Origin of the sequence: Mycolicibacterium sp. 624, from assembly GCF_040548615.1 — a bacterium.
Classification (GTDB): domain Bacteria; phylum Actinomycetota; class Actinomycetes; order Mycobacteriales; family Mycobacteriaceae; genus Mycobacterium.
Genome location: NZ_JBEPRZ010000005.1, coordinates 98,052 through 123,987, shown reverse-complemented (window position 1 = coordinate 123,987; position 25,936 = coordinate 98,052). Strand labels below are relative to the sequence as shown.

Here is a 25,936-nt window from a genome sequence, read left to right as displayed (position 1 = left end):
GTCTGCCGCTGCGCACACGTGGAAGCGGTGACATATCTGTGACGACCGAACGGAAGCCGGGTCAGGACGAGGCGCTCAACCGCGACGCCAACCCGGTCGCGCGCACCGCGCGGCGGTCGATCGCGGCGCGAACCTCGTCGGCCGACCCGACGACGCGCACCTTCGTCTTCGCGCGTGTGACCGCGGTGTAGAACAGCTCGCGCGTCAACAACCGGGAGTCCACCGGCGGCATCAACACCGTGACCTCGGCCGCCTGCGAGCCCTGGCTCTTGTGAATGGTCATGGCGTGCATGGTCTCGACGTCGGACAGCCGACCGGTTCCGAAGCTCAGCGGCGCGTCGGTGCCCGCGACCACCGCCCGCAGTCCGGCCTCGCCGGCCAGCGCGACACCGGTGTCGCCGTTGAACAGCCCCAGCCCGTAGTCGTTGGCCGTCACCAGGATCGGCCGACCCACGTACCAGGCCGACCAGATCGGCTCGCCCGTCGCCTCCGTCAGCCACCGCTCCACCTGGTGATTCCAGTGCGCCACACCGTGGGGGCCACGCCGGTGCGCACACAGCAGCCGGTGCTCCTCGAGCGTGGCCAGCGCCGACGGCCCGTCGCCGAGCATCGCCGCCTTCCGCACGGCAAGCGCCTGGGGCACCAGCACTTTGCGCAGCTCGGGCCCCGGGTCATCGACCTCCAGCCACTCGACGTGATCCCCGCCGGCGCGCAGCACCTCCAGGGCGAGGTCGGCGGCACCGTCGCGGATCGCGGCCGCCAGCGCCCCGATCGTCTCGCCGAACCGGTGTGAGGTTCTCAGCTCGGCGACCCGCACGTCGGTCCTGCGCCCGAGCCCCTCGACCAGATCCGCGAGCACGGCGCCGGCGTCCACCGAGGCCAACTGGTCGGGATCGCCGACAAGTAGCAGTCGGGCCTCGGGACGCACCGCCTCGAGCAGCCGCGCCATCATCGTCAGCGACACCATCGAGGTCTCGTCGACGACGATGACATCGTGGGGGAGTCGATTGCCCCGATGGTGCCGGAACCGCGACGAGCTGTCCGGCAGGCTGCCGAGAAGACGGTGCAGTGTGGTGGCACCCAACCCCGAGATGCGCTGGCGATCAACGGGTTCGAGTAGGTCGATCTCCGCCTGCACGGCCTCCTGCAGCCGGTTGGCGGCCTTTCCCGTCGGCGCCGCCAACGCGATCCGCAGCCGCGGCGCCCCGGCGGCCTGCGCCTCCCCGGCGAGCAACGCGAGCAGACGGGCGACCGTCGTGGTCTTTCCGGTGCCGGGCCCGCCGGTCAGCACCGTCAGGCGCTGGTTGAGTGCCAGCTCGGCGGCCACCCGCTGCTCGTCATAACCCGCCGGGAACAGCCGGCCGGCGTCGGCGACGGTCGCCGCTCCCACACCGTCGGACACCATCGTCAGGAGATCGTCGGCGACCTGCTGTTCCTCGCGCCAGTACCGATCGAGGTAGAGCAGCTCGTCTCGCATGCGCAGGACGTGCGGCGCTTCGAGCAGCGGACTGGCCGCAACCGCGGCGAGCCACTCGTCGGGCGCGGGCCACGGCAGGTCGCTCACGTCGACCTGAGCCTCCAAGGCGCGCACGTCGACGCACACCGAGCCGCTGCGCAACCCGCGGACCACGAACGCGACGGCCAACGCCACCAGTTCGTCGTCATCCTCCCCGAGTGCGGTCAGGCGCTGCGCGACAAGGACATCCGAGGAGTCGATGACGCCAGCCTCGTTGAACGCCGCCAACAGTCCCGACGCACCGACGGCGCGTCGCCAGTCCGCGGCGTCGGGCACCTCGAGCGTGCTCACGCGACAGCCCTGCCCGCATCGAGGAGGTCGGACATCTCGACGATCAACGCCGACGGCGGCCGCCAGTCGAAAACCCCGGCGTAGTGCCCGTCGATCACAGGTGTCTGCGGGCCACACATGCCGCGCACGAACAGATACAGGATTCCGCCCAGATGACGATCGGGGTCATACCCCGGTTGCCGCCACCGCAGGAACCGGTGCAGCACCACGCTGTAGAGCAACGCCTGCAGCGGGTAGTCCGAGTGCAACATGGCCTCGACCAGTCGCGGCCGGTCGTAGTCGGCCGCGGTCAACGGCTCGTTACCGTCCCCCAGCCAGTTGGTCTTGTAGTCCACCACCACATAGCGGTGACCGTCGCTGTCGGGGATCCGCAGCACCGCATCGATCGACCCGTTGAGGTATCCGCGCAACGACTGATGCCCCAGCGCGTCACCCGAGAGCCGGTCGGCGTAGGTCGCGAGCGGGTCGGGTGCGCGCACGTGCCGGGCCATAAGCGCGCCGACGTCACGCAGCGCGATGTCGGGTGCCTCGGTCACCAGATCGCCGCCAGCCAAGGGGATCTCGAAGTTCATCTCGCGCAGTCGATCGGGCAGCCCGATCTCGCGCAGTGTCAGATCGCCCGCGAGCGGGCCCAGCGGGGTGTCGTGCAGCGGCACCAACGCCTCGGCCAGCGCACGTGGCGACACGTCGACCGGCCACCACGCCAGATGCTCGCCGACGTGGGTCTCCAACTGCGCGGCCAGATCGGGCGCCAGCGGATCGGCGGTCTCCAGCACCGAGTGCACCAGGGTGCCGAACTGCGCGCCCGTCGGCAGATCGGCCATCGGGGATGGCACCGACGGTCCCCGCGACGGTGCCACCAGCGGGATATCGGCGACCTCGTCGTCGAGTTCGACGATCTCGGGTTCGCTGCCCACACTGGTTGTCTCGGCCACCCGGATCAGACCCGAGTAGGAGGTGCGGCGCCAGCGCAGGTCGATGCTGCGGTGAAAGTGCCTGGCATCGAGATCGGTCGGTGCCGGCACCGAAGGCAGCGTCGGCGCCGGCCCCAGCACCGACTGCTCGAGCACGGGTCCGCCGAGCGCCTCCCACTCGCGCAGCCGCGCCAGCGCGTCGTCATCGCTGATCTTGGCGGGCACACAGCGTTCCGGCACGACGCGCTCGCCCGGTCGCCGACCACGCAGTAACCGGGACAGCCCGCCGTTGGGTTCGTCGCGGCCCGACGACCACCATGCCACCACCTGGGCCTGCGCCCGGGTCAGCGCGACATACGTCAGGCGGCTGTCGTCACCTGCGGACTCCTCGCGCCCCAGCTTCGCAACGGCGTGATAGTCGGGGCTGTCCTTGCCGCCGACGTGCAGACACCGGGTGTCGCCGTCGTGGAAGAGGATGAGCTCGGGCTCCGGCACGTAGCGATTGAAGGCGAAGGGCAGGTACACGATCGGGTACTGCAGCCCCTTGCTCACCCACACCGTCATGATCTGCACAGCGGCCGCGTCGCTGTCGAGGCGGCGGTTGCGCTCGGTGGCTCCGCCGCGGTCGTCGCGCTCGGCGCGCAACCAGTCGCGCAGCGCGGGCAGCGTGTAGTGCTCGCGGTGCGCGACGTCCTGCAGCAGCTGCGTCATGTGCGCGAGGTCGGTCATGTGGCGCTCGCCGTCACGCCAGGACAGCACCCGGTCGCTCATACCGCCCAGCTGCGCGGCCTCGAATATCGCCGCCACGCCACGCTCGCGGGCATGGCCTGCCCACTCCCGCAACGTCTCTGCGATCCGGTCGGTCAGCGCGTCGCCGCCTGTCACCAGGGTCTGCGCGGTGTGACCGAAGAACATAGTGGCCGCGGCGGCGCGCACCACCCCGGTGCGGTGCGGCTGGTCGAAGGCCTCCAACAGTGACAGCCAGTCATCGGCCGCGGCGGAGGTGAAGATGTCCGAGTCGCCGGTGTAGACGCAGGGGATACCCGCCGCGGTCAACGAACGCTGACATGCGCGCGCATCCCGGTGCGTCTCAACGATTATCGCGACGTCGCCGGCCTGGACCGGCTTGCCGTCGAATGTGGCGCCGCTGGCGAGCAGCTCCCCGATATCGTTGGCCAGGTCTTGGCTGATGTGCCGTCGCAGGTCGGCGATCGCCACGTTCTGGGTTCCACTGCGGCCGAACGTCGGTCGCGCCACCACACGCAACCGGAACGGATCGTCGTGTGGCGCCCCGACCAGCCGGTGGCCCCGATGGGCCGCGTCGACGTCGTGCACGACGATCGCCGGGTTGCCCAGCTCGGCGTCGCGCAGCACGACCTGTAGCCGGTCGACCAGTGCGGCATCGCTGCGCCAGTTGGTGCCCAGCGTCTTCTTGGCGCCCGCGGTCTCGGCGGCGCGCAGGTAGGTGACGATATCGCCGCCGCGAAACGCGTAGATAGCCTGCTTCGGGTCACCGATCAGGATCACCGTCGAGCGTCCGCTGAATGCGCGGTCGATCACCTCCCACTGCACGGGGTCGGTGTCCTGGAACTCGTCGACCATCACGATGGGCCAGCGTTGGTGCATGCGGACCCGGGCGGGGGAGTCCAGCGGCTCCAGCGCGTCGGCCAACCGTGTCAGAAGATCGTCGTAGCTCAGGATGCCGAGTCTGCGCTTGCGCAGTTCCAGTTCGGTGAGAACGCGTTTGGCGAACGTGATGCAGACCGCGGCTCGGGACTCGGGTGCGGGGTCACGGGGCCGCAGCTCGGTTGCCGGATTGGCCACCACCTCCCGCGCGAGCCTCAGCGCATCGGGGTAGGTCAGTTCCGGGTCCTCACGCTGATGCCCGAAGTGCGCGAGGTAGAGGTCGTCGACGATCTCGGTGACCAGGTCGGTCAGGCTCTCCACCAGGGTGACCCCGGAATCGGAGTCACCGGCCACACCGAGGGACTTCAACACCAGCTGGCAGAACTGATGGGTGGTGGCGATCGTCGCGGCGTCGAAGTTGGCCAGTGCGTCGCGCAACCGCTGCTGACGGGCGACGCGTTCGGCATCGGTGGCATCCAACAGGTGGGCGACCAGCTTATTGTCACCGGCCAGCGAGGGATCGTCGAAAGCCGCTGCGGCCTGCGCGATCTGGCAGCGGACCCGCTCGCGAAGCTCCTGGCTGGCCGCGCGGCCGAACGTGATGAGCAACATCTGGTCCAGCGTCGCCTCGCCCTCGGCGACATAGCGGGTCACCAACCCGGCGAGAGCGAACGTCTTTCCGGTGCCTGCACTGGCCTCCAGCACGGTGGTCGACGGCGCGGCGGGCAGTGGACCCTGCAGGTCGAAACGCTCCATCATCCACGCCTCCCCTCGGCCCGCAGCATCGGCAACCAGAGCCGTGCGGCGTAGGCGCCGAGGCGATTGGTCTCGCCGTCGTACTCCTCGCCCGGCCGCAGCGGTTGCATCAGATCCCTCAGCCATGCGCCCTGCCCCCAGGCGCGCACCTGGGCCGGGTCGGCCTCCTCCCCGGGGAAGTTGCCCGACTTCCATCGGAACCCCGCGGCCCGCTCCGGGTCATCACCGCTGTGCCGGGCGGCGGCCCAGGCGTAGGACGTCTTGATCGGCAGCGGAAGCGGTTCGCGCCGGCCCGCGTCGTAGATCGCCACCAGGTCCCGCAACAGGTCGACGGCTGATTCCTCGGGACGGCCGAGAGTCTGCTCGCGTGGGTCTGTTCCGCGCGGTGGCCGGCCGATGCAGATGGCCGACCAATCCCGATTCGGACGGTGGGCGAACAACGCCAGCAACGGAATCCACGATGCCAGCAGGTGCTTGCCGCCCAGCTTGGAGTAGGTCACCGAGACCATCCGGTCGCCGAAGACCGGCGACACCGTCCCCGTGAGCCGACGCCCACCGTCGAGTTCGACATCCACGTCGTACGCGCTGGGCTCGGCGGTGCGATGGCGGCGTGCCGCCTCGGCCAGCAGATCGGCCTGGGTGAGCAGCTGGGTCGTCTTGCGCCAGCCGAGCTGGCCAGGAGGCACGGTGCCGCGGCGCCACTCCGCCTGCCGGGCGTCCTTGGCCTCCATACCGCGCAGCATGTCGGTGAGCATTCGGTCGCCCACCGACCACTCCTCCAGAGCGTCGATGTCGACGGGCATCTCGTCCGCGACGCCGTCGACATCCCATGGCAGCGTGTAGTCCAGCGCGCGGAAGAAACCCTTGACCGGATCCTTGAAGAACCCGACGAGATCGGCGAGCGCGACATCATCAGTCGGCCGCGGCGGGAGCGGTCCGGAGACGAACTTCGGCTGCTCGGACCGCTCGCCGGTGCTGGTGCGGGCCGCCCGCAGAACCGTCGAGTCGAACGTGAACGGCACATCCGGCACCAGGCCGCCGGGTACGACATTGCGAATGTCGAAGGGCTGCAGCGGATGATGGACGACGATCGCGTCGCGAACCGGATCGGGTGTGGTGGCCTCCAGTGCGTCCAGGAGTTCGGCCAGTGGTACGGCGGGCGGACGCGGCTGGCCCGAGTAGGCGTTGGCCCCGGTGTAGGTGATGACCAGCTTCTCGGTGGTCGCGCCGATGGCGTCGAGCAGCAGTTGCCGGTCCTCTGAACGGATGTCGCGCTCACCGGTCACGGGGTCCCGCGCCAGCACGTCGTCGCCGTCGGTGGCGCCCCGGCGCGGGTACACACCGTCGTCGAGACCCACCAGGCACACCACCCGGTGCGGCACCGACCGCATCGGCACCATCGTGCACACCGTCAGCGTGCCGGTCCGGAAGTTGGCCCGCGTCGGCCGGCCGGCCAGGTGGCGTTGCAGCAGCGCGTTGATATCGGGCAGCCGCATCTCGGTGTCGGCGTGGGTGCCCGCGTCGCGCAGGACGTCACCGAACTCGCGCTGCATCTGACTGAGCTGCCACGCATCGGCATCGCTGATGCGGGTCAGCATCGTGATGCCGTCGGTCACAGCGCTCAACCAGTCCCGCAGCGGCCGCGCACCGGTCAGCGAGGTGACCGTTCGCTGCAGGCGGTCGATGAACTCGGCGAGCTTGCCCGCCAGTTCGATGCGGTTGCTGCTCACGTCGTCCAAGGGCAACGTGGAGTCGATCCAGGCGTGGGCGTCATCGGACATCGCGACACCAGCCAGCACGCGGTCGATTCCGAAACGCCATGTGTTGTGCACGAAGTCGACGCCGTACGGCTTGCGGTGCTCCTGGTCGAAACCCCAGCGTACGTTCGCCTGCCGGACCCAGCGGGTGATGTCCTCAAGGTTGTCGTCGGTGAATCCGAAGCGTGCCCGCACCGGGGCGGCCTGGGCGAGGTTGAGCACCTCGCTGGCGGTGACCCTGCTACCGGCCAGGGCCAGTACCTCGGTCGCCACGCCGAGCAGCGGGTTGGTCTGCACGAGCGCGCGGTCGGCCAACCGCATGCGCAGCCGGTGGGCCGGGTGCACGCCGGGGAGGATGTCACCGAGGCCGAAGTCGGCGTTGATCAGCGGCGCGTAGGTCTCGATGTCCGGGCACATCACCAGGATGTCGCGCGGTTCCAGAGTCGGGTCATCGACCAGCAGACCGAGCAGCACCTCCCGCAGCACGTCGACCTGCCGAGCGGGGCCGTGGCACGCGTGCACCTGCACCGAGCGGTCGGACGGTGTGAACGTCCGGCCCTGCGGGCGAACGGCATTCGCGGCGATATCGGATTGCAGCCAGCCGAGCAGCGTGGCGGGATGGTCGCCGGCCTCGAGGTGCTCGTCGGTGCCGACGTCGTCGGGCAGGCCGCGCTGCAGCTCGCGCAGGTCCCGGCCAAGGGTGGCCAGCAGGGGATGGCCGACCACGCGGTGACTGCTGTCCTCGCGACGGGGCACCGAGCCCCGCACGCCGCGCAGTGCCTGCCACAGCGCGTCGCTGGGATGGGGCAGCCACAGGTGCAGGTCGTGATGGGTTGCCAGCGCGGTGATCAACTCCACCTCGGTCACCGGCAGCCGGGTGTGTCCAAACAGTGAGAGCCGCTGCGGCAGGTCCATTGCCGAATCACGCAGTCGGGCAAGGGTGTTCGCATGGCGAATGTGGGGTGGGTCGGCGGGCACCCGCGCCGCGAGCGCCCGCCACAGCGGAGGCTGCCAGGCGACGTCGCTGGGCAGGTCGTCGGTGGCGCCTGCCAGCCAGTCGATGAGCAGTTGCGGGCGCTGTCTGGCATAGGACGCGAACAGGCCCGCGATGCGCCGAGCGACGGCGTAGCGCCGCCCCAGCCGCAGCTCCCGCTCGGCCTCGCCGGTCTCGAAGTGGCCCAGGTGGGTGGCCAGCGTGCGGCACCAGCTCTCGTCGAGGCTGGCATCGATCACCTCGAGCAGCGGCCACACCATGGTGTCGGGGGCCCACGGGTCGTCGCCGGGGTTGCGGCCGCTGCCGGTGATCTCGGCGATCAGTGAGTGCGGGTTGCGGAAGTCGATGCCCGCGCACACCCCGTCGGCCCCCGAGCCGCGACCCAACACGTGTGACAGCCGCTGCGAGAGCCAACGCTCAACACCGCGCGCGGGAACGAGCACCAACTCCATGGCGAACGGGTCGACGAGCGGTTGGGCGAGTAGATCTGCGAGCCCGTCGGCGAGGACGTCGGTGCGTTCCGCACGGTGGAGATGAAGGCCCATTTGAGATCTACCCTAGGGCCCGCGTCCGACACCGTTGCAGAAGTAGCCGGGTTGCTCCTGTGCGCCCGCGGTGTACTCAGGAAATGCCACTTCGTTTGCCCACCTCTGAGCGACATTTCGCCCGAAGGCATCCGACGCCAATGAGATTGTCGCTCAGAGGCGGGCACTCGCATCACCACCCCCGAGAGGGGGCATGAGTGGCTGATGTGATTTAGGCGCCACCGAACTCGGTGGGCAGCCCGTCGATCCCGGCGCGAATGGCCGCCAGAGCGTCCTCGCGGGCCTTCAGCTTGGAGGCGAGGTGCGCCTTGGCGTGCAGGGTCGTCGCGAACTCCGCAGCCACGTCGTGGGCGCGGGCGAGCACGTTCTCGGTCTCGACGATCTCATCGACCCACCCCGCCGACACCGCGGCATCTCCGGCGAAGGTCGCCGCGAGGGCGACGGCGCGCTGAAACGCCGCGCGCGTCAACCGCATCCGCATGATCTCGATCGCGGAGATCGGCAGCACCATGCCGATGGCGGTCTCATTGGCCTGGCACCGCGAACTCGGAGAACCGACCCGGTGGTCACCGCTCAGGAGCAGGAAGGCCCCCATCGCGATGGCAGGCCCCGTCGCGGCGATGACGACGGGCACCGGGAAGGTCAACAGCCGGATCGAGAGTTCGAAACCGCCGGACAGCATCCCGAGCGCGGCGGCGGCGTCACCGGAGTTGAAAACCCCCAGGTCGAACCCTGCGCTGAGCACCTTCGAGTTGCCCGCCAGCACGATCGCCTTGACGTCACCGCTGGCCGCGGCCGCCTCGGCCTGATCGAGTGCGGCGTTGATGTGCTGCTGCATCGCCGGCGACAGCACATTGACCTTGCCGTCGTCCAGCGTGATCGTGGCAACGAGTTCGTTCTGGGCATAGCTGACCGGGCTGCTCATCGTTGATGCTCCCTCAAGTGCGGTTGTTGTGGCCGATGTTACGCAGCGCACCGTCAGCGATTGTTGACGTGGTGCCTTCCGGCGGCGTCGTCCTTGATCCAGGGGAAGTCGAGTTCGGTGGTCTGGTCGAACTGCGCTGTCCGCCAACGATCTTGAGTCTCCGCCACGGCATGCTTCATTCGCTCGATCTCGGCCCGGAACACGTCCGGACGCGTCTCCTTGGATGCGTAGTGGAAGTAGGTCAGTACGTTGCGCAGCAACTCGAGCTTCTGTTTCTCTCGCTTGGCCAGGTCGTGTGTCGTCAACAGCTCGAGGCGCTGGGCCGGCTGCAGTGTCGCCCAGTCCAGGCACACCTTCGACTCGAATGTCTGGCGCCTGCTCCACGCCCGCGACTTCTTGCCGCCCACCGGGCGGGGTTCGTCGGAGTAGGTCAGCGTGCCGTCGAAGCGGGACCGGATCGAGCCGCCGAGTTCCTCCCGGCTGATCGCCGAGTCCCAGACCGTTCGCCACTCCTGCCCGGGGGCGAGGAGGGGCAGTTCGCTGGGGAGATCCAGCTCGGCGACTTCGGGCGGCCCGTCGTAACCGTGGTCCTCGTAGGCGGCCACCGTCGGCGGGTTGGCGAAGTCGAAGCGGATGTCGTGTGCGGCGGTCTGGCCGTAGTTGCGCACCACGAGTTCGATGACGTGCCAGTCCGCGGCGTGCGGCTCCATGTACATCGCGACCTGCGGGCGGATCTGCTCGGTCTTGAGCAGCCGATTCCTCTTGATCTGGCGGTTTGCGTAAACGAGCACGATCACGCCGAGGATCAGGGCCCCCCACGCGGCGATGGCCAACCATCCCGCTGAGCCGAGGCCTGTCACGTCGTCCCAACTGATGGTCATCGAATCCCCACTGCCTTCACGCGGTCATCAGGTTTGCTCAGGACACTAACGCTTCGCTGACGCATTCGGGAACCGCGCCGACCGAAGTTTGCTGAAGTTTCGACTCGGAACCTACCGTGGGATCGGTCCGCGCGCACCGACAGCTGCGCCGCTCAAGACGCGATGGCGGTCAGCTCGGAGGGGGCGGGTGTCGGCGCGGGCGCGGAGACCAGGCGTTCGCCGCGTGCCAGCCAGTCGCGGTCGGTCCAGGTGAACTGGGCAGGCAACCGGCGCCAGTACTGCGGGTGCGCCGCAACGTAGGCCTCGACACTGGCGTGGACCACGGCGTCGTCGGGCACCTTCCGCAACGGCAGGCTGCGCGCGCTGCCCGCCAGTGCGTCCGCGTGTTCTGGAGGTGTCGTCGTTGCGCGGTCCCGGACCCGAAGTCCGGCGGCGGTGGCGGCGTCGAGCACCCAGTTCAGGGCGATACCCGCGAGGGGGCGGCAGGCGCCTGGGCCGCCCGCGACATCACAGTGTCCGCCGCGGAACCACGCCTGCTCCACCGCATCGCCCATCATCGTCACCGGGCGATCCAGCACCGATGCGGCGTCGGCGGCCATCGCGTGTCTGCCCCCGCGAACGGCGAGCAACTCCGGCGGCGGTATCGGCAGCGTGGCGTCCCGCAGCGCATCCCACAAACCGAGGTAGGCGACGACGGGCTGCTCGTTGCCGCCCGTCAATGCGGCGAACGTCGCGCGCACTGCCTGCCACTCCCGCGGCGTGCGACGGGTGCGCGGCATCGCGTACGCCGAAACCACGTGGCCGACCATGTCGTCCAACGACCACGGGAGGATGCCCACGGTGTTCACCAGTCGGATGAGCGCTTGCGCGCAGAACGCGCCGTGGCCCGCCCCGAAGACGAGGATCGAATCGCCCGGCTCCCAGCAGCGCCGCAGAAACGCATAACCGCCGTCGATCGCCGCGCGGGCCTCGGCGTGCTGGTCGCGAGCCCGGGTCCAACGCGTCGAACCCGAGTGATACCAGCAGACTTGTCCGCTCGACTGATCGAGCATGCCGAACAGAGCCGTGGCATTGGTGTCGCCCCCGACCCCCAGATGGCGAACCTGGTCAAAGCACAGCACGACGTTCTTCACGACTGAACCCCCGATGGCGCAATTGTCGGCGCCTACTGTCCAGTGTGGCAACCACCCGGGCCGGTGTCAGCTGATTTGCACATCTGGATCGGCAACGGGCAACGGATTCCCGCTACCGCTGTTCTGTTTGCTGCGAATTGCGTATTCGGCAGGGTTCTATTCGACCGGCAGTTCGCCACCGGCCATGCCGGGGACGCCGTGCACGATGATTCCGCTGGCCACCGTGCCGACGGGCACGTCGAACACGACCGCGGTCTCGAGCGTCTCACCGGGACTGACGATGACGACGCCACCGCCGAGATAGAGGGACGCCTCGTCGTCCGGTGCGATGGTGCCCGCGTCGGTGTTGAGTACCTGCAGGTTCGACAGGAACTCCTGCACGTCGCCACTGGTGTTGCCGACATTCAGGTACACGACGAGGAACTCGCCGACAGCGGTCTTCTCGAGGGACTCGTTGACGGTCGAGGAGATGGTGTCACCGCGCTCGGTGGAGGCGACCGAGATGGTGAACGGACCGTCGACGATCTCACCGGCCGCAGGCGCGGCCACGGCCTCGGTGGGGGTCTCGGATGCGGCCGACGTCGTTGATTCCGCCGAAGGCGCCGCAGAGGCCGATGTGGGAGACGGCGTGACATCGGGTACAGCGTCATCGCGGATCACCAAGGCGTAAACCAGAACCAGGATCAAGATCAACAGCAGCGCGCCGACGGCGCTGAGGAAGCCGATGATCAATCTGCGGTTGTCGGTGCCGGCCGGCGGATTCGGTGGTGGCGCGTCATAGCGGGGTGTGAACAGCGGGACCGCGGTGGTCGGCGACTCCCACGGCGGCGTCTGGAACTCGGGGTGCGGCCCTGCGGTGGTGGTGGGCGCATCCGTCGGGGTCGGGGTGCCAGGTTCGTCGAAGGACTCCGGTGCCTCGGGCGCAGGGGTTGCGTCGGCGGCGGGCGGCGTTGCGGGTGTCTCGGCCGGTCCCGACGAGATGGACTCGAAGGAGGGTGTCTCGAACGACTCGAATACGGGTAGCTCGAGCCCGACGGGCTCCAGTGACGGTTGGCGCTCGGGTTGCGTGACCTCCGGCGCGGCCTGCTCGGCAACTGGCCCGGCGGTCCAGGCGGTGCCGTCCCAGTAGCGCAGGGCTTGCGGGTCATCGGGATCTGAGTACCAACCGGCAGGCACGGATGGTGTGGTCATCGCAGGGTCCTCCCCGTCACGCGCCTTTCAAGGGGCGCTGCGAGATCGGACACTATCGCAGGTGGGCAGCGTCAGCCGCCCATAACCGTGCGCCACTGGTCGAGAGTGCTGGCCCGGTAGACATAGTTGAGGCGACGCACATCGGACAGAGGCTCGCTCGGCTCGGCCGAGTACCAGTGCCCGGGGAAGACCGTCGGGTCGCCCGGCAACTTGGCCAGCGCCTGCAGGCTGCGGAACATGTCATCGGAGTTGCCGCCGGGGAAGTCGGTGCGCCCACATCCCTCCAGGAACAGGGTGTCGCCCGCGACGAGCCGGCCGTCGAGCAGGAAGCACTGGCTGCCTGGGGTGTGTCCGGGGGTGTGCAGCAACTCGATCTCGACATCGCCGACGTTGACCTTGTCGCCGTGTTCGTGCGATGTCAGGTCGGTCAACGCGATACCGGTCGTGCGCGAAACCCATTCCGCCTCATGGGTGTTCACATGGACCGGAATCGCGACCCGCTCCAGGAGTTCGGCGAGGCCCTTGAGCTCGAAGCCCATCATCGAACCGCCGACGTGGTCGGGGTGGTGGTGGGTGACCAGGACACCGGAGAGCCGCATGCCGTCGGACTCCACGATGTCGGCGAGGTCACCCGCGGCGTAGGCCGGATCGACGACGAGGCAGTCCCCGGTCTCCCGGTCGCCGATCAGGTACGAGAAGTTCCGCATCTGCTGCGCGATCGCGTCGCCGGCAGCGAAGTCGCGGCCTGAGAGCAGCTGTCGGAAGTACAGACGGTCATCGACCCCTTGGTTCGCCATACCTCCAGAGTATTGGCGCGCTCTGGCGCCAACACTCGGGCTCCCGGGAGGGTGCTGGCGGAGCCTGATTTCGCTGCGTGAGGGGCAGTTCTGGCCCCCCGCGGCGGGTCGACTGTCACCAGCGGTTTGGCTAGGCAATCGGCGAGAATGTACCCTCTTTAAGGCCCACCGCATGGACACCGTCCAACGCTGTGGGGCAGGCCCCCTTAGCTCAGTCGGTAGAGCGTTTCCATGGTAAGGAAAAGGTCAACGGTTCGATTCCGTTAGGGGGCTCGGTGGACACCGGGCGAGCGAGGCGACGGGAGAAGCTAAGCCCGACCGGCGGCGCCATCATGGCGGTGTAGCTCAGCTGGTTAGAGCGCACGACTCATAATCGTGAGGTCGGGGGATCGAGTCCCCCCACCGCTACAAGACAACGAATCACCCGAAGAAGGACGACGAACGTGGCCTCAAGTACAGACGTACGGCCCAAGATCACCTTGGCCTGCGAGGTGTGCAAGCACCGCAACTACATCACCAAGAAGAACCGCCGCAACGATCCCGATCGGTTGGAGATCAAGAAGTTCTGCCCGAACTGCGGACACCACCAGCCGCACAAGGAATCGCGCTAGGCGGTCGATCCCTGGGCGTCGCCCACGGTTGACCGGATAGGTTCAAGCTTTGTGGCTATCTCCTCGGACATCATCGGTATGCACTACCGATACCCGGACCACTACGTCGTGGGTCGGGAGAAGCTTCGGGAGTACGCAACCGCCGTCAAGAACGACGACGCCGTCTACTTCGACGAGGCCGTAGCCGCAGACCTCGGGCACAGCTCGCTGCCGGCACCGCTGACCTTCATCTCGGTCTTCGGGTACCAGGCGCAGATCGCGTTCTTCGCCGACGCCAACATCGGCATCAAGGACGCTCAGATCGTCCAGGTCGACCAGGAGCTGAAGTTCTTTCAGCCGATCAGGGCTGGCGACAAGCTGTACTGCGACGTGTACGGGCACGGGCTCCGGCAGGCGCACGGCACCGACATCATCGTGACGAAGACCATCATCACCAATGACAAGGGTGATGTTGTGCAGGAGACGTACACGACCCTCGCGGGTCGGTCGGGCGAATCGGGAGAAGAGGGTTTTAGCGATGCCACTGCGTGAGTTCGATTCGGTGAAGGTGGGCGACCAGCTTCCGGAGAAGATCATTCCGCTGACTCGCGGCGACCTGGTGAACTACGCCGGGGTGTCCGGCGACCTGAACCCCATCCACTGGGACGACGAGATCGCCAAGCAGGTCGGCCTCGACACCGCCATCGCGCACGGCATGCTGACGATGGGCCTGGGCGGCGGCTACGTCACGTCCTGGGTGGGCGACCCGGCCGCGGTCACCGAGTACAACGTCCGCTTCACCGCGGTCGTGCCCGTCCCCAATGACGGCATCGGCGCTGAAATCGTGTTCAGCGGACGTGTGAAATCTGTTGAGCCAGAAACTAAGTCGGTGGTCATTGCGCTTTCCGCCACAACAGGGGGAAAGAAGATCTTCGGCCGTGCCGTCGCTACGGCGAAGCTGGCCTGACCCATGGCTCTCAAGACTGACATCCGCGGGATGATCTGGAAGTACCCCGACACGTTCGTCGTGGGTCGCGAGCAGGTTCGTCAATACGCCAGGGCCGTGAAGTCGATGGATCCGGCCACTGTCGACGAGGCCGCCGCCAAGGAGATGGGCCACGACTCGCTGGTCGCGCCACTCACCTTCATCTCGATCTTCGCCGTGATGATCCAGAACCACTTCTTCGCGAACGTCGACATCGGCATGGAGACCCTGCAGATCGTCCAGGTCGACCAGAAGTTCCTCTTCCACCGGCCGATCAAGGTCGGTGACGCGTTGACCGGCACCATGCACGTCGAGTCGGTTACAGAGCGGTTCGGTGCCGATATCGTCACCACCCGGAACGTCTGCGCCGATGAGGACGGCACGATCGTGATGGAGGCGTTCACCACGCTGATGGGTCACGAGGGTGATAACTCGATCTCGGCCAAGTGGGATCCGGAGACAGGTCAGGTGGTTCGAACCGCCGCCGTTGCGGATTAGTAAGTCAGACTTGGGCCGATGTACACTCGGTCCTCGGGGTTTCCCCAAGTCACGCGCTGTCCGTCGGTTTATGATCGGCCGATCGGGGAGCGCGTGAATTGTGTGAACCTCGACCTCGCGGGTTGGCCTGCCAACCCCGAAGGGGCGTAGCTCAACTGGCAGAGCAGCGGTCTCCAAAACCGCAGGTTGCAGGTTCAAGTCCTGTCGCCCCTGCTCAACTGAATATTCGACAGGCGTGGACACTGGAAGGTGACCACCGATGACAAGCACGATCGGACAAGGGAGCACGCGGTGAGCGACGAGCGCGACGGTGCCGTCTCCGCAGGCGACGGCACCGACACTCCGGACGAGGGTGACACCGGCAGCCCGACCGCCGTGGTGACCCGGCCCCAGCGGCCGTCGGGAAAGCGATCACGGCGCGAGGGTGCTGGTACAGCCGCCGCCGTTGTCGCCGACACCGCCAAGAACGGTGACGGAAAGAAACCCAAGAAGCCCAAGGCGGCAAAGACGGGTCCGTCCCGTAACCCGATCACCTTCGTCATCAACTACCTGCAGCAGGTAGTCGCCGAGCTGCGCAAGGTGATCTGGCCGAACCGCAAGCAGATGGTCAGCTACACCACCGTGGTGCTGATATTCCTGGCGTTCATGGTGGCGCTTATCGGTGGAGTCGACTTCGGCTTCGCCAAGCTCATCACGATGGTGTTCGGCTGACCGAACCGGCCGCGTGACGAGCTGAAGAAACTTAGAGAGGACTGACAACAGTGACGACCTTCGAAGGCGATACGCCCTCGGATGAGTCCGACGTGCTCGATGGAGCCGCGGAGTCGTCGACCCTGACGTCCGACGAGGCACCTGAGGCGTCCGAGGCGATCATCGACGAGACCACCGAGTCCGGCGAGTCTGTGACCGACGAGTCCGACGAGATCGTGACCGACGAGACCGTTGACGAGGTGGCCCCCGAGGAAGAGGACGAGGACGCCGATCCCGCCGAGACCCTCAAGAAGGATCTGCGCAGGCGCCCCGGCAACTGGTATGTGATCCACTCCTACGCCGGCTACGAGAACAAGGTGAAGGCCAACCTCGAGACCCGCGTGCAGAACCTGGATGTGGGCGACTACATCTTCCAGGTCGAGGTGCCGACCGAAGAGGTCACCGAGATCAAGAACGGCCAGCGCAAGCAGGTCAACCGCAAGGTGCTGCCCGGCTACATCCTGGTTCGCATGGAACTCACCGACGAGTCGTGGAGCGCGGTGCGCAACACCCCGGGTGTCACCGGGTTCGTCGGCGCCACGTCGAAGCCGTCGCCGTTGTCCCTCGACGACGTCGTGAAGTTCCTGCTGCCGCCCGCTGCGGCGAAGAAGCCCGGCAAGGCCTCCTCGACGGCCGCCGCGTCGTCCGAGGCGAGCCTGGAGCGTCCCGAGATCCTGGTGGACTTCGAGGTGGGCGAGTCGGTCACCGTCATGGACGGCCCGTTCGCGACGCTGCCCGCGTCGATCAGTGAGGTCAACGCCGAGCAGCAGAAGCTCAAGGTGCTCGTGTCGATCTTCGGTCGTGAGACACCTGTCGAACTGACCTTCACCCAGGTCTCCAAGATCTAACTGGCACCCCCGGGTAACTGGGACGAAGCCCCGAGAAAGAAAAGGAACACCACAGCATGGCCCCGAAGAAGAAGGTCGCCGGGCTGATCAAGCTGCAGATCCAGGCCGGGCAGGCCAACCCCGCCCCGCCGGTCGGTCCTGCGCTCGGCCAGCATGGCGTCAACATCATGGAATTCTGCAAGGCGTACAACGCCGCGACGGAGTCGCAGCGCGGCAACGTCATCCCCGTGGAGATCACCGTCTACGAGGATCGCAGCTTCACGTTCGCGCTGAAGACGCCGCCTGCCGCCAAGCTGCTGCTCAAGGCCGCAGGCGTGCAGAAGGGCTCCGGCGAGCCGCACAAGACCAAGGTTGCCACGGTGACCTGGGACCAGGTGCGCGAGATCGCGGAGACCAAGAAGGAAGACCTCAACGCCAACGACGTCGAGGCCGCTTCCAAGATCATCGCCGGAACCGCCCGCTCCATGGGCATCACGGTCAAGTAGCTTGTCGGATTGACCAGGTAGCACGGTCAAGTAGGTAGTAAGTAGTACGTAGGACCGGTCGGTCGGGACATCCCGGCCGATCCGTGGGAGGGCCAGCTTCGGCCCGCACCAACCACAACCAACGAAACTGATTGGAAAGCACATGAGCAGGAACAGCAAGGCATACCGCGAAGCCGCCGCGAAGGTCGACCGCGACAACCTCTACACGCCGCTCGAGGCCGCGAAGCTGGCCAAGGAGACGTCGTCGAAGAAGCAGGACGCCACCGTCGAGGTCGCGATCCGCTTGGGCGTTGACCCCCGCAAGGCCGACCAGATGGTGCGCGGCACCGTCAACCTGCCCCACGGCACCGGCAAGACCGCCCGCGTCATCGTGTTCGCCGTCGGTGAGAAGGCCGAGGCGGCCCTGGCCGCAGGCGCCGATGAGGTGGGTAGCGACGACCTGATCGAGAAGATCCAGGGCGGGTTCCTCGACTTCGACGCCGCGATCGCGACGCCGGATCAGATGGCCAAGGTCGGCAAGATCGCCCGCGTGCTGGGCCCGCGTGGCCTGATGCCGAACCCGAAGACCGGCACCGTCACCCCCGACGTGGCCAAGGCCGTGGCCGACATCAAGGGCGGCAAGATCAACTTCCGCGTCGACAAGCAGGCCAACCTGCACTTCGTCATCGGCAAGGCGTCCTTCGACGAGACGAAGCTGGCCGAGAACTACGGCGCCGCACTCGACGAGGTTCTGCGCGCGAAGCCGTCCTCCTCCAAGGGCCGCTACCTGAAGAAGGTCGTCATCTCGACGACCACGGGCCCCGGCATCCCGGTGGATCCGACGGTCACGCGCAACTTCGCCGAGGCCTAAGACCTCTGACAACGACCGCAGTGCGGTTTCGTACGCTCGCCTCGGCGCGGCGCGTACGAAACCGCACTGCGGTCGTTTGTTTCGCTGCGATCATGGCGCTCGTGACACCTGTACCGGCGTCGGCTGACGTCCCCCCGGTCTCACCCCAGGCGAAGGCTGCGGGACTGGTCGACGTGCGCACGGTGGTCCCGGACGCCCGGATCGATCTGCGCTACGCCACCGCCAACAACTTCGTCGGCATCCCGCTGTATCCGGCCGATGCCCGCTGCCTGATACACGAGTCGCTCGCTCCCGGCCTGGCCGTGGCGGCCGAGCGACTACGGGAGCAGGGGCTGCGGCTGGTGTTCTGGGATTGCTATCGGCCACACGAGGTCCAGGTCCGGATGTTCGAGGCGGTGCCCAACCCGAACTGGGTGGCCCGGCCGACGGACTTCGCACGTAGCCACGAGTCCGGCCGCTCCGTCGATGTGACGGTGGCAGACCTCCACTACGGCCGGCCGCTGGACATGGGCACCGACTTCGACGACTTCACCCCGCGCAGCCTCGCGCGCGCCACCGAGGGCGTCAGCCCCGAACAACAGGCCAACCGCGCGCTGCTGCGCGACGCGATGAGCGCTGGTGGCTTGACGGTGTACTCGGGGGAGTGGTGGCACTTCGATGGTCCGGGTTCGGCTGAGCCTCGCCCGATTCTCGACGTCCCGCTGAGCTGACTCACCCGGACACCTCGGACAGGCGGCGCCGCAGGAATTCCCGCGAAGGCGTCGAGCCGCCGTGCTCCAGCGCGATGCGGTACCAGTCGGCCGCCTCATCGCGGCGTCCCGCTCTGCGTAGGAGATCCGCGCGGATGGTGGCCACGGTGTTCGACCTCGCGAGCAGGGGATCGGACGCCACCTCGTCGAGCGCTGCCAGGCCCGCGTCGAACCCGTCCCGAAATCCGATTGCCAACGCCCGATTGGCCCGTGCCACGGGTGATCCTGTGATCGCGATCAGCCGGTCGTAGGCCTGGCAGATGAGCGCCCAGTCAGTCGCGGCCCACGACGGCGCGGTGGCGTGCGCCGCCGCGATGACCGCCTGGGGCAGGTAGCTGTCCGTCGCGCCCCGCGCCCGTCGCAGGTCATCGAGGCCACGCGCGATGCGGCCTCGATCCCACCGCTGCCGGTCCTGCTCGTCGAGCGGCACCAGCGCGCCCGCGCCGTCCACCCGCGTGGTGCGTCGCGAATCGTGCAGCAGGACGAGGGCAGACAGCCCGCGGGCGTTCGCCTCGTCGGGCATCAGCGCGCACAGTTCACCGGCCAGTCGCACGCCCTCATCGCACAGTTCGTCGCGGATGGCTGACGGCCCCGCCGTCGACCAGTAGCCCTCGGTGAACACGGAGTAGATGCATGCCAGGACGTGCGGCATCCGCTCCATCAACAGCTCAGCCGGTGGCACCCGCAGTGGAATGTTCGCACCGCGGATCTTGGTCTTGGCCCGTGTGATTCGCTGCCCGACAGCGGCCTCGGACTGCAGCAGCGCCCTGGCGATCTCGGCGACGGTGAGTCCGGAGATCAACCGCAGTGTGAGCGCTAGCTGCGACGCGCTGTCCAGGGCCGGGTGCGCGCACATGAACATCATCCGAAGCTCGTCGTCACGCACCGGGTGCACCGGAACGCCCTCGATGTGTGGCCAGCTGTTCTCGACCACCGCAGCGAGTTCCCTTCCTGGGCGGCTGGATTCGCGACGCAAGCGGTCCAGCGCGCGGTTCCGTGCGACCGTCAGTACCCAACCGCCCACGTTGTTGGGCACGCCATCACGCGGCCAGGAGCGCAGCGCTTCCGTGAACGCCTCCTGGACGGCGTCCTCGGCGACGGTGAGGTCGCCGGACCAGCGGGAGAGCGCCGCTACGGCGGGTCCCCACTCGCGCCGAAAGATGCCTTCCAGGTTGGTCATTCGTGAGTGCTACAGACCCGATACGCCGGCCAACTGCCGCAGTTCCACCGCCGAGGCGGGGATCATGGACGCGACCTTGACGGCCTCGTCTCGATCGGCGGCGCTCAACAGGTAGAAGCCGCTGGCGACCTCGGCGCCCTCGACGTAGGGTCCGTCGGTGTACGTGGCCTTGCCGTCACGCACCCGCACCGTCGTCGCCGTGGACGGCGGATGCAGCGCCGCGCCACCCTTGACTCGATCGCCAGCCGCGGTGCCGAACTCGCCGTGGGCGACGGTGCAGGCGTCCCATTCCGGCGTTCCGGGTGGCACGGCCTCGTCGGCCGGCTCGAGGAGCAGCGCCAACCAGTGGTCGCCTTCCAGCGACTTCTCCGGCTGGTTCCACTCCACGATGGGCCACACCTCAACGCCGCCGGACGCGCAGGCGGGAATCTGGCGAGCCAGATCCAGCGCCTCGTCGAGGTTCTCCGCCTCGAACACGTAGTAGCCCCCGGCCACCTCGGCGCTCTCGGCGAATGGGCCGTCGGTGACGGTTGGCGCGGCCGGTCCGCCGCTGATCCGTACGGCCGTCGCCGACGGGGTCAGTGCGTCACCGGCCCGGATGGACGCGCCCGCCGCGGCGTGGAAGTTCTGATACGCCGCCATGATGTCGGCCTGTGTCGCGGCGTCGGGTTGTTCGGTCGACTCAGGGCCGAGCAGAAGCGCGAAGTAGTGCATCGGTACACCTCCTGATAGTGAGCGGAACCCTACGTTTCACTCTCTACCGATTCGACGAACGAGGCCTGCCGAATCCGACAGGCATCGAGAAATTTCTGCGGAAACGTCATTCTGGTTCCGTCGTTTCTGCGGCCGTCGCTGTGTGAGTATTTACGAATGCGTAAGTCGGCAAGGGTGATCGGCCTGGTCTTCGTGTCCATCATCGGAACCATCGGCCTGGCGATCGGGGCGGTGTTCGGCGCCGCGTTCGCGGCAGGCGCGATCGCATTGTTGGTGCCCGGCACCGGAACCCCCAATGCCAACATCGTCGCGGACTATCGGGAGAACATCCGCGACAGGTTCCTGCAGACCACCAGTTGCACCAACGAGGTGAACTGCCCGACCGACCCCGATCTCAAGGGCATCAACTACCCCGCATCGTTCTGGCCGCTGTCGATCTTCCCCAGCTGGTGCCGCTCGGGTCCGGATGGCTGCGACAAGTGGGATGAGTCGGTCGGCAAGGGTGCTTTGGCCCTCACAGCCGCGTTGAACGCGGCGCTGGCCTCACCGGAGGATGAGATCGTCGTCTTCGGCTACTCGCAGGGCGGCGCCGTTCTGTCCAAGGTGCTCAAGGAGTACGGCCTGACGGAGGAGGAGAAGGCCAGGCTCCGGGTGGTCACCATCGGTGGCATCCAGAATCCCGACGGTGGCCTCTGGCAGCGCCTGGCGTTCCTGGGGTACATCCCCGGCCTCGACGTGACGTTCGGTCCGCCGATGCCCGTCGACCCGAACATCAAGACCACGACCTACGGATTCGAGTACGACCCGGTGGTCTACGCGCCGCGGTACTGGGGCAACCCGTTCGCGATGTTGAACGCGCTCGCCGCGTTCGACAACGTGCACGGCTACTACCTGTCGCCCAACGGCAATGGTCCCGACTCCACGATGCCCTATGGCTACACGCCGGCGACGCTCGCGCCGCATCTGGTGTGCAACGTCGGAGTGAACTGCCGTCTGGACGAGTACGGCAACGAATACATCATGATTCCTGCGACGTCGTTGCCGATCATGAACTTGGTCATGTCGTTGACGCCAGCCGCCTTGAAGCCGTTCGTCAAGCCGATCATCGACCTGATCTCGCCGGTGTACAAGGTGCTGGCCGATCTGGGCTACGACTGGTCGGGCGATCCGGGCAAGTCGACATCGCTGTCGATTCTGCCGTTCAATCCGTTCCAGGACTGGTCGATTGTCGCCGGCAAGCTGGTCGGCGCGGTCATCCAGGGCATTGAGGACGCCATCAGAGGCGGGCCGTCCATCGTTGGGCCTGCCACGGTCCCCGACCCCACTTCGACGCTGGCCGCCGCCGCCAAGAAGTTCGTGGACGTCGCGCAGCTGGCGTCGGTGACGGAGCTGAAGCCGGCCGATGTCGCCACCGGTGTGCAGGCTCCGGTGACCGAGCTCGTTGAGCCGGTCGAGCCCGTCGAGACGGTTGAAGAGGTGCGGGCCCAGGTCGAGGCGGTTGAGCCGGTCGAGACCGTCGCCGAGGTGCAGGAGCCGTCCGCGCCCGTGGCCGCGGCGCCCGATACGACGAAGCCCGAGACGGAGGAGTCCACGACCAAGACGGGCGAGACCGAGACGGGTGTGACCAAGAAGGACGAGCCCGAAAAAGACGAGACCGAGAAGGTCGACGCCAAGCCGGCCAAGAAGGCTGACGAGAAGAAGGCTGACGAGAAGAACGACGAGTCCAAGAAGGCCGAGCCCAAGAAAATCGACGCCAAGCCGGCCAAGAAGGCCAGCGAGTCAGACAACAAGGACACTGGCGCCGACGACAAGAAGGCCGCCGCCTGACGCACCGCGAACAGCGAGGGTCTGGGTGGGGCTTCAATTCAGTTGCGGGGCAACTGCACAGTGACCAATAGGGCCCGGTGATCGGTGCCGGGAACGGTGACGGTCTCGGTCGACACCGCGGTGGCGTTGCGGGTCAACACGTGGTCGAGCCCCATGAAGGGCGGGATTCGTCGGTTGCTCGGGAAGGTGAACTGTCTTCCTGCGCCGGCCTGTTCAGACGCATCACGGTAGCCGCCAGTCAACAGACGGCGGAATGGGCGCATGTCGATCGTTGAGTTGAAGTCGCCGCCGACGACGATCGAGCCTTCGTCGGATCCGGCAGTGATCTCGTCCAGAACGCTGGGGAACTCGTCGAGGTCGCGGTGCCAGCCGTCGATCTCCTGCGGCCACGGCGAGGCGAGGTGCACTGACGCCACGGTGGGGTCGGTTTTCACTCCCTTGACTCTGAGCCGGGCAGTGACCATGACCCTCTCCAACCCTCCGACTAGCGCAGTCGCCGGCATTGGGAATCTGCTGTACACGCCGGCCCCGGCGGCCATCTTGCGAGGCTCCAACCGGTGATGGGAGAACTTCTCCTCAATGCCAGCTGCCTCCAGTCGGCGAGTCGCGTCTGGCGTGAGTTCCTGAACCAGCAGGACGTCAGCCCGGTCGTTGGCGATGGCGGTGATCGCTACCGCGTCCGCACGGCCGTACAACATGTTGACCGTCATCACGCGGACGGCGACTGACGGCCCGTCGACTTTGGCGGCGACGTACAACGGCGCCTGCACCGCGACCGTGGCCGCGGTGAGACCAGCCGCGAGCGCACTGAGTACCCATCGTCGACTCCACAGCAGTATGACGAGAGCCAACGGCGTGACCCATAGCAGGAACGGTGCGGCCACTGCGATGTACACCCATAGATGGCTCGGCAGTGGCATGTAACGCACGGCGAAGGCAACGCTCGCCACGAACAACTGGACAACACCGAAAACGGTGCCGATCACTCGTCGGCTGATGTTCAGCGGGCCCCCTCAGACGTAGTCCTTTCTTCATACCCGCTCATGACGAATGCCACCAATGGCCCCTTGGCGCGTGGAAGCCCACGTCCTGTTGGATCCGCAAGTCCTAACGGATCAAGTGCGACGGCAGAGCTCGAGTATCGGCGGGAGGAGCTCGGCGATCTCCTCACTAACCCTTGCGAAGACCTCTTCGCTCTGACCAATGGGGTCGGGAATGTCCGACAGCTCCGGCGCGGCCGAGTGGGGGCGGAGTGCCGCGAGGTCCGCGATATCTTGGGCATCGCACTCGGATACGATTCGGGCGGCTTCGCGGAGCGTGAAGGTCCTGTGGAGTTGGCGCGGAGCAAGTTCCAGGACCGCGTCGCGATGCGCCCTTGTCATGGTGAGAACAAGATCTGCATTCGACGCGACCTTGGACGTGAGCTGTCGCGCGGTGAAGTTGGCTACGTCACCACCCAACTTCTCGAGGGCTAGGGCTGCGGATTGGTGAATCGGATGCGAGATCACCGCGCGTGTTCCAGCGCTGGATACTTTGAAGTCAGGGAGTCGACGCGCAGCGCCGTAGGCGGCGGCAAGTCGTTCCGCCGTAGGCGACCGACAGATGTTTCCAGTGCAGACAAACAGGACGTGCAGAGCAACTCCTCGGTCGAGAGTCAGTAGGCGCCTTTGCGTGCGAACACAACCTTTGGTGTTTTGAAAATGATTCGCACATCCCACATCAGGGACCATGACCGCACGTATACAGAGTCGAGGTGCTGGAGATCGGCATAGGCCAAGTCGCTGCGACCGCACACCTGCCAAAGGCCGGTGATGCCGGGCTTGGCGTCGAGGCGCGCGAGCGCCGCACCGTCCATGCGATCTGACTCCTCGGTCGGCAATGGCCGCGGGCCTACCAACGACATCTCGCCACGGACCACGTTGATGAGTTGAGGCAGTTCGTCGAGGCTGGTCTTGCGGATGAAGGCACCGACCCGGGTGACCCTCGGGTCGTGCTCCATCTTGAACAACGGTCCGTCGACCTCGTTGAGCTGTGCAACCGCGTCGCGTCGCTGCCATGCGTCGGCAGTCATCGAGCGGAACTTGAAGATCCGGAATGGCTTGCCGGCCCGGCCGATTCGCTCCTGCCGGAAGAACACGGGCCCTGGGGTGTCGACCTTGATTGCCACCGCGATCATCAGCAGAACTGGCGCTGCGGCCATCAGTGCACAGGTTGCAAGCGTGACATCTATGAGCCGCTTCATGATTCGGGCGGTCGGACCCAGCGACGCGGTGGGCAGGTGCATCAGAGTAAGGCCGTGCAACTCCTCGGCCTCGCTGCGCCAGTTGTGTAGTTCGAAGTAACGCGGGATCTCCGACACAGGCACCTGGCCCTGGAGCTGGCGAAGGGATTCGAGCACGATGGCGTCGGAGGTGTTGGTGAACCCGACGATGACCCGGTCGATCTCGTATGCGGTGCAGACGGCGGAGAGGTCGGCAAGTCCGCCGAGGACGGGCGTGCCTGGTGCGGCGTAGTCGTCCACATGCCCGACCACAAGCGTGTCGGGGCACCTTTGCAGTCTCGAGGTGAGTCGATCGGAGATTGGCCCGGTCCCGATCACCAGGATTCGGGTGACCGTCGGGTCGAACATCCGAACGACCATTCGGCGCCCGAGCGGGACCAGGACTACCGCAGGCAGCGTCATGGCCACAGCAGCCGTCAGGGTCATCATTCGCTCGCCGTGGAGGAGCAGGGCGTCAGCGGCGAGGGAGAGTAGGGCGGCGGTGGGCAGGCAACGTGCGATGACCGCGGGTCGCCACCACTCGCTGGGTCGCAGCCGCGACGCGGGTCGGCGGTACAGCCCGTGAAGGTGCATGGCGACTGCCATTGCGACGGCCGCGAGGGCGACATCTCGAATACCGAGACTGCCTGCGCGTTCTGCGCTGAGGTGACTCAGGGTGACCGCGCCGAGGAATGCGGAGGCCGTCAGCGCGACCACATCGGCGATCTGGAGAAAGTAACGATGTTGCAGGCCGAGTTTCTCCGCCTGCCTGGTGTCATTCGGAGGCACCGCTTGTGCCGATGTGGCTTGCCCGGAGGAACTGAAGGTGGGCGAGTGCTTCGGCGGCATCTCGATAGTCATACTGACTCCTTGG

Annotated in this window: 23 protein-coding genes and 3 tRNA genes; 13 read left to right on the top strand and 13 right to left on the bottom strand. The window is 67.0% G+C overall.

Translation table 11 applies throughout. The features are described 5' to 3' along the window. Positions 1-61 precede the first annotated feature (61 nt). The 8 genes from recD to ABIA65_RS20190 form a co-directional block, all read right to left on the bottom strand. A complete protein-coding gene (gene recD, locus ABIA65_RS20225; RefSeq protein ID WP_354524920.1) occupies positions 62-1,747 on the bottom strand; it encodes an exodeoxyribonuclease V subunit alpha in 1,686 nt (561 codons plus the stop codon). Between the two features lie 56 nt (positions 1,748-1,803). Continuing rightward, positions 1,804-5,103, bottom strand: coding sequence for an exodeoxyribonuclease V subunit beta (recB, locus tag ABIA65_RS20220; protein ID WP_354524704.1), 3,300 nt, complete (start codon positions 5,101-5,103; stop codon positions 1,804-1,806). Then, the gene (recC, locus tag ABIA65_RS20215) at positions 5,103-8,399 is read right to left on the bottom strand and encodes an exodeoxyribonuclease V subunit gamma (RefSeq protein ID WP_354524703.1); all 3,297 of its coding nucleotides are present in this window, start codon (positions 8,397-8,399) and stop codon (positions 5,103-5,105) included. The genes recB and recC overlap by 1 nt, the downstream gene beginning before the upstream one ends. A 211-nt stretch (positions 8,400-8,610) precedes the next feature. Then, a complete protein-coding gene (locus ABIA65_RS20210) occupies positions 8,611-9,324 on the bottom strand; it encodes a crotonase/enoyl-CoA hydratase family protein (protein WP_241400908.1) in 714 nt (237 codons plus the stop codon). A gap of 53 nt (positions 9,325-9,377) precedes the next feature. After that, complete coding sequence (locus ABIA65_RS20205) at positions 9,378-10,205, bottom strand: DUF8453 domain-containing protein (RefSeq protein WP_354524702.1); 828 nt, start codon at positions 10,203-10,205, stop codon at positions 9,378-9,380. Between the two features lie 152 nt (positions 10,206-10,357). Then, the gene (locus ABIA65_RS20200) at positions 10,358-11,338 is read right to left on the bottom strand and encodes a phospholipase effector Tle1 domain-containing protein (RefSeq protein ID WP_354524701.1); all 981 of its coding nucleotides are present in this window, start codon (positions 11,336-11,338) and stop codon (positions 10,358-10,360) included. Positions 11,339-11,494: 156 nt separating this feature from the next. After that, complete coding sequence (locus tag ABIA65_RS20195) at positions 11,495-12,529, bottom strand: DUF2510 domain-containing protein (protein ID WP_354524700.1); 1,035 nt, start codon at positions 12,527-12,529, stop codon at positions 11,495-11,497. Positions 12,530-12,600: 71 nt separating this feature from the next. Continuing rightward, entirely contained in the window at positions 12,601-13,326 is a 726-nt protein-coding gene (locus tag ABIA65_RS20190; protein WP_354524699.1) for an MBL fold metallo-hydrolase, read from the bottom strand. A 200-nt stretch (positions 13,327-13,526) separates the two neighbouring features. On the opposite strand from ABIA65_RS20190, the gene ABIA65_RS20185 reads away from it, so the two are divergent. The 12 genes from ABIA65_RS20185 to ABIA65_RS20130 all read left to right on the top strand — a co-directional run bounded on the left by ABIA65_RS20185 (position 13,527) and on the right by ABIA65_RS20130 (position 19,042). Then, positions 13,527-13,599 (top strand) — tRNA-Thr (locus ABIA65_RS20185). A gap of 61 nt (positions 13,600-13,660) precedes the next feature. Then, positions 13,661-13,734, top strand: a tRNA-Met gene (locus ABIA65_RS20180). 35 nt (positions 13,735-13,769) lie between these two features. Then, positions 13,770-13,937, top strand: coding sequence for a 50S ribosomal protein L33 (gene rpmG / locus ABIA65_RS20175; RefSeq protein WP_023985310.1), 168 nt, complete (start codon positions 13,770-13,772; stop codon positions 13,935-13,937). Positions 13,938-14,015: 78 nt separating this feature from the next. Continuing rightward, positions 14,016-14,468 (top strand): (3R)-hydroxyacyl-ACP dehydratase subunit HadA, encoded by a 453-nt coding sequence (hadA, locus tag ABIA65_RS20170; protein WP_502919603.1) that lies wholly within the window; start codon positions 14,016-14,018, stop codon positions 14,466-14,468. Continuing rightward, positions 14,455-14,883: a (3R)-hydroxyacyl-ACP dehydratase subunit HadB gene (hadB, locus tag ABIA65_RS20165; RefSeq protein WP_241400902.1), complete on the top strand. Its 429-nt coding sequence runs from the start codon at positions 14,455-14,457 to the stop codon at positions 14,881-14,883. The genes hadA and hadB overlap by 14 nt, the downstream gene beginning before the upstream one ends. Positions 14,884-14,886: 3 nt before the next feature. After that, a complete protein-coding gene (gene hadC / locus ABIA65_RS20160) occupies positions 14,887-15,399 on the top strand; it encodes a (3R)-hydroxyacyl-ACP dehydratase subunit HadC (protein ID WP_354524697.1) in 513 nt (170 codons plus the stop codon). 140 nt (positions 15,400-15,539) lie between these two features. Then, a tRNA-Trp gene (locus ABIA65_RS20155) sits at positions 15,540-15,612 on the top strand. 78 nt (positions 15,613-15,690) lie between these two features. Continuing rightward, positions 15,691-16,110: a preprotein translocase subunit SecE gene (gene secE, locus ABIA65_RS20150; protein WP_354524696.1), complete on the top strand. Its 420-nt coding sequence runs from the start codon at positions 15,691-15,693 to the stop codon at positions 16,108-16,110. Positions 16,111-16,160: 50 nt separating this feature from the next. Continuing rightward, positions 16,161-16,997, top strand: coding sequence for a transcription termination/antitermination protein NusG (gene nusG, locus ABIA65_RS20145; protein WP_354524695.1), 837 nt, complete (start codon positions 16,161-16,163; stop codon positions 16,995-16,997). 56 nt (positions 16,998-17,053) lie between these two features. Beyond that, the gene (gene rplK, locus ABIA65_RS20140) at positions 17,054-17,482 is read left to right on the top strand and encodes a 50S ribosomal protein L11 (protein WP_241400898.1); all 429 of its coding nucleotides are present in this window, start codon (positions 17,054-17,056) and stop codon (positions 17,480-17,482) included. A 142-nt stretch (positions 17,483-17,624) separates the two neighbouring features. Next, positions 17,625-18,332 (top strand): 50S ribosomal protein L1, encoded by a 708-nt coding sequence (gene rplA / locus ABIA65_RS20135; RefSeq protein ID WP_241400897.1) that lies wholly within the window; start codon positions 17,625-17,627, stop codon positions 18,330-18,332. Positions 18,333-18,424: 92 nt separating this feature from the next. Beyond that, complete coding sequence (locus tag ABIA65_RS20130; RefSeq protein ID WP_354524694.1) at positions 18,425-19,042, top strand: M15 family metallopeptidase; 618 nt, start codon at positions 18,425-18,427, stop codon at positions 19,040-19,042. Between the two features lies 1 nt (position 19,043). Here ABIA65_RS20130 and ABIA65_RS20125 read toward each other — a convergent pair whose 3' ends face one another. Further along, a complete protein-coding gene (locus tag ABIA65_RS20125; RefSeq protein ID WP_354524693.1) occupies positions 19,044-20,261 on the bottom strand; it encodes an RNA polymerase sigma factor in 1,218 nt (405 codons plus the stop codon). Positions 20,262-20,270: 9 nt separating this feature from the next. Further along, entirely contained in the window at positions 20,271-20,975 is a 705-nt protein-coding gene (locus tag ABIA65_RS20120; protein ID WP_354524692.1) for a YciI family protein, read from the bottom strand. Positions 20,976-21,131: 156 nt separating this feature from the next. Between ABIA65_RS20120 and ABIA65_RS20115 the strand changes: the two genes are divergently transcribed. Then, positions 21,132-22,802 carry a PE-PPE domain-containing protein gene (locus ABIA65_RS20115; RefSeq protein WP_354524691.1) on the top strand — a complete coding sequence of 557 codons (1,671 nt, stop codon included), beginning with the start codon at positions 21,132-21,134 and terminating at the stop codon, positions 22,800-22,802. 38 nt (positions 22,803-22,840) lie between these two features. Here the strand turns inward: ABIA65_RS20115 and ABIA65_RS20110 are convergent, their stop codons facing one another. From ABIA65_RS20110 to ABIA65_RS20100, 3 genes are all read right to left on the bottom strand, one after another. Beyond that, positions 22,841-23,788 carry an endonuclease/exonuclease/phosphatase family protein gene (locus ABIA65_RS20110; protein ID WP_241400892.1) on the bottom strand — a complete coding sequence of 316 codons (948 nt, stop codon included), beginning with the start codon at positions 23,786-23,788 and terminating at the stop codon, positions 22,841-22,843. A 129-nt stretch (positions 23,789-23,917) separates the two neighbouring features. Beyond that, positions 23,918-24,436, bottom strand: coding sequence for an arsenate reductase/protein-tyrosine-phosphatase family protein (locus ABIA65_RS20105; protein ID WP_241405825.1), 519 nt, complete (start codon positions 24,434-24,436; stop codon positions 23,918-23,920). Positions 24,437-24,456: 20 nt separating this feature from the next. Beyond that, complete coding sequence (locus ABIA65_RS20100; RefSeq protein ID WP_354524689.1) at positions 24,457-25,923, bottom strand: sugar transferase; 1,467 nt, start codon at positions 25,921-25,923, stop codon at positions 24,457-24,459. Between the last annotated feature and the right edge of the window lie 13 nt (positions 25,924-25,936).

What these genes read in the sequence shown, in the direction of transcription:
- rplA (WP_241400897.1), top strand. Translation starts at nt 17,625, where the DNA reads ATGAGCAGGAACAGCAAGGCATACCGCGAAGCCGCCGCGAAGGTCGAC.
- ABIA65_RS20195 (WP_354524700.1), bottom strand. Translation starts at nt 12,529, where the DNA reads ATGACCACACCATCCGTGCCTGCCGGTTGGTACTCAGATCCCGATGAC.
- recC (WP_354524703.1), bottom strand. Translation starts at nt 8,399, where the DNA reads ATGGGCCTTCATCTCCACCGTGCGGAACGCACCGACGTCCTCGCCGAC.
- hadA (WP_502919603.1), top strand. Translation starts at nt 14,016, where the DNA reads ATGCACTACCGATACCCGGACCACTACGTCGTGGGTCGGGAGAAGCTT.
- ABIA65_RS20190 (WP_354524699.1), bottom strand. Translation starts at nt 13,326, where the DNA reads ATGGCGAACCAAGGGGTCGATGACCGTCTGTACTTCCGACAGCTGCTC.
- ABIA65_RS20205 (WP_354524702.1), bottom strand. Translation starts at nt 10,205, where the DNA reads ATGACCATCAGTTGGGACGACGTGACAGGCCTCGGCTCAGCGGGATGG.
- ABIA65_RS20125 (WP_354524693.1), bottom strand. Translation starts at nt 20,261, where the DNA reads ATGACCAACCTGGAAGGCATCTTTCGGCGCGAGTGGGGACCCGCCGTA.
- ABIA65_RS20130 (WP_354524694.1), top strand. Translation starts at nt 18,425, where the DNA reads ATGGCGCTCGTGACACCTGTACCGGCGTCGGCTGACGTCCCCCCGGTC.
- ABIA65_RS20100 (WP_354524689.1), bottom strand. Translation starts at nt 25,923, where the DNA reads ATGACTATCGAGATGCCGCCGAAGCACTCGCCCACCTTCAGTTCCTCC.
- ABIA65_RS20120 (WP_354524692.1), bottom strand. Translation starts at nt 20,975, where the DNA reads ATGCACTACTTCGCGCTTCTGCTCGGCCCTGAGTCGACCGAACAACCC.
- hadB (WP_241400902.1), top strand. Translation starts at nt 14,455, where the DNA reads ATGCCACTGCGTGAGTTCGATTCGGTGAAGGTGGGCGACCAGCTTCCG.
- rplK (WP_241400898.1), top strand. Translation starts at nt 17,054, where the DNA reads ATGGCCCCGAAGAAGAAGGTCGCCGGGCTGATCAAGCTGCAGATCCAG.
- hadC (WP_354524697.1), top strand. Translation starts at nt 14,887, where the DNA reads ATGGCTCTCAAGACTGACATCCGCGGGATGATCTGGAAGTACCCCGAC.
- ABIA65_RS20115 (WP_354524691.1), top strand. Translation starts at nt 21,132, where the DNA reads ATGCGTAAGTCGGCAAGGGTGATCGGCCTGGTCTTCGTGTCCATCATC.
- recB (WP_354524704.1), bottom strand. Translation starts at nt 5,103, where the DNA reads ATGGAGCGTTTCGACCTGCAGGGTCCACTGCCCGCCGCGCCGTCGACC.
- ABIA65_RS20210 (WP_241400908.1), bottom strand. Translation starts at nt 9,324, where the DNA reads ATGAGCAGCCCGGTCAGCTATGCCCAGAACGAACTCGTTGCCACGATC.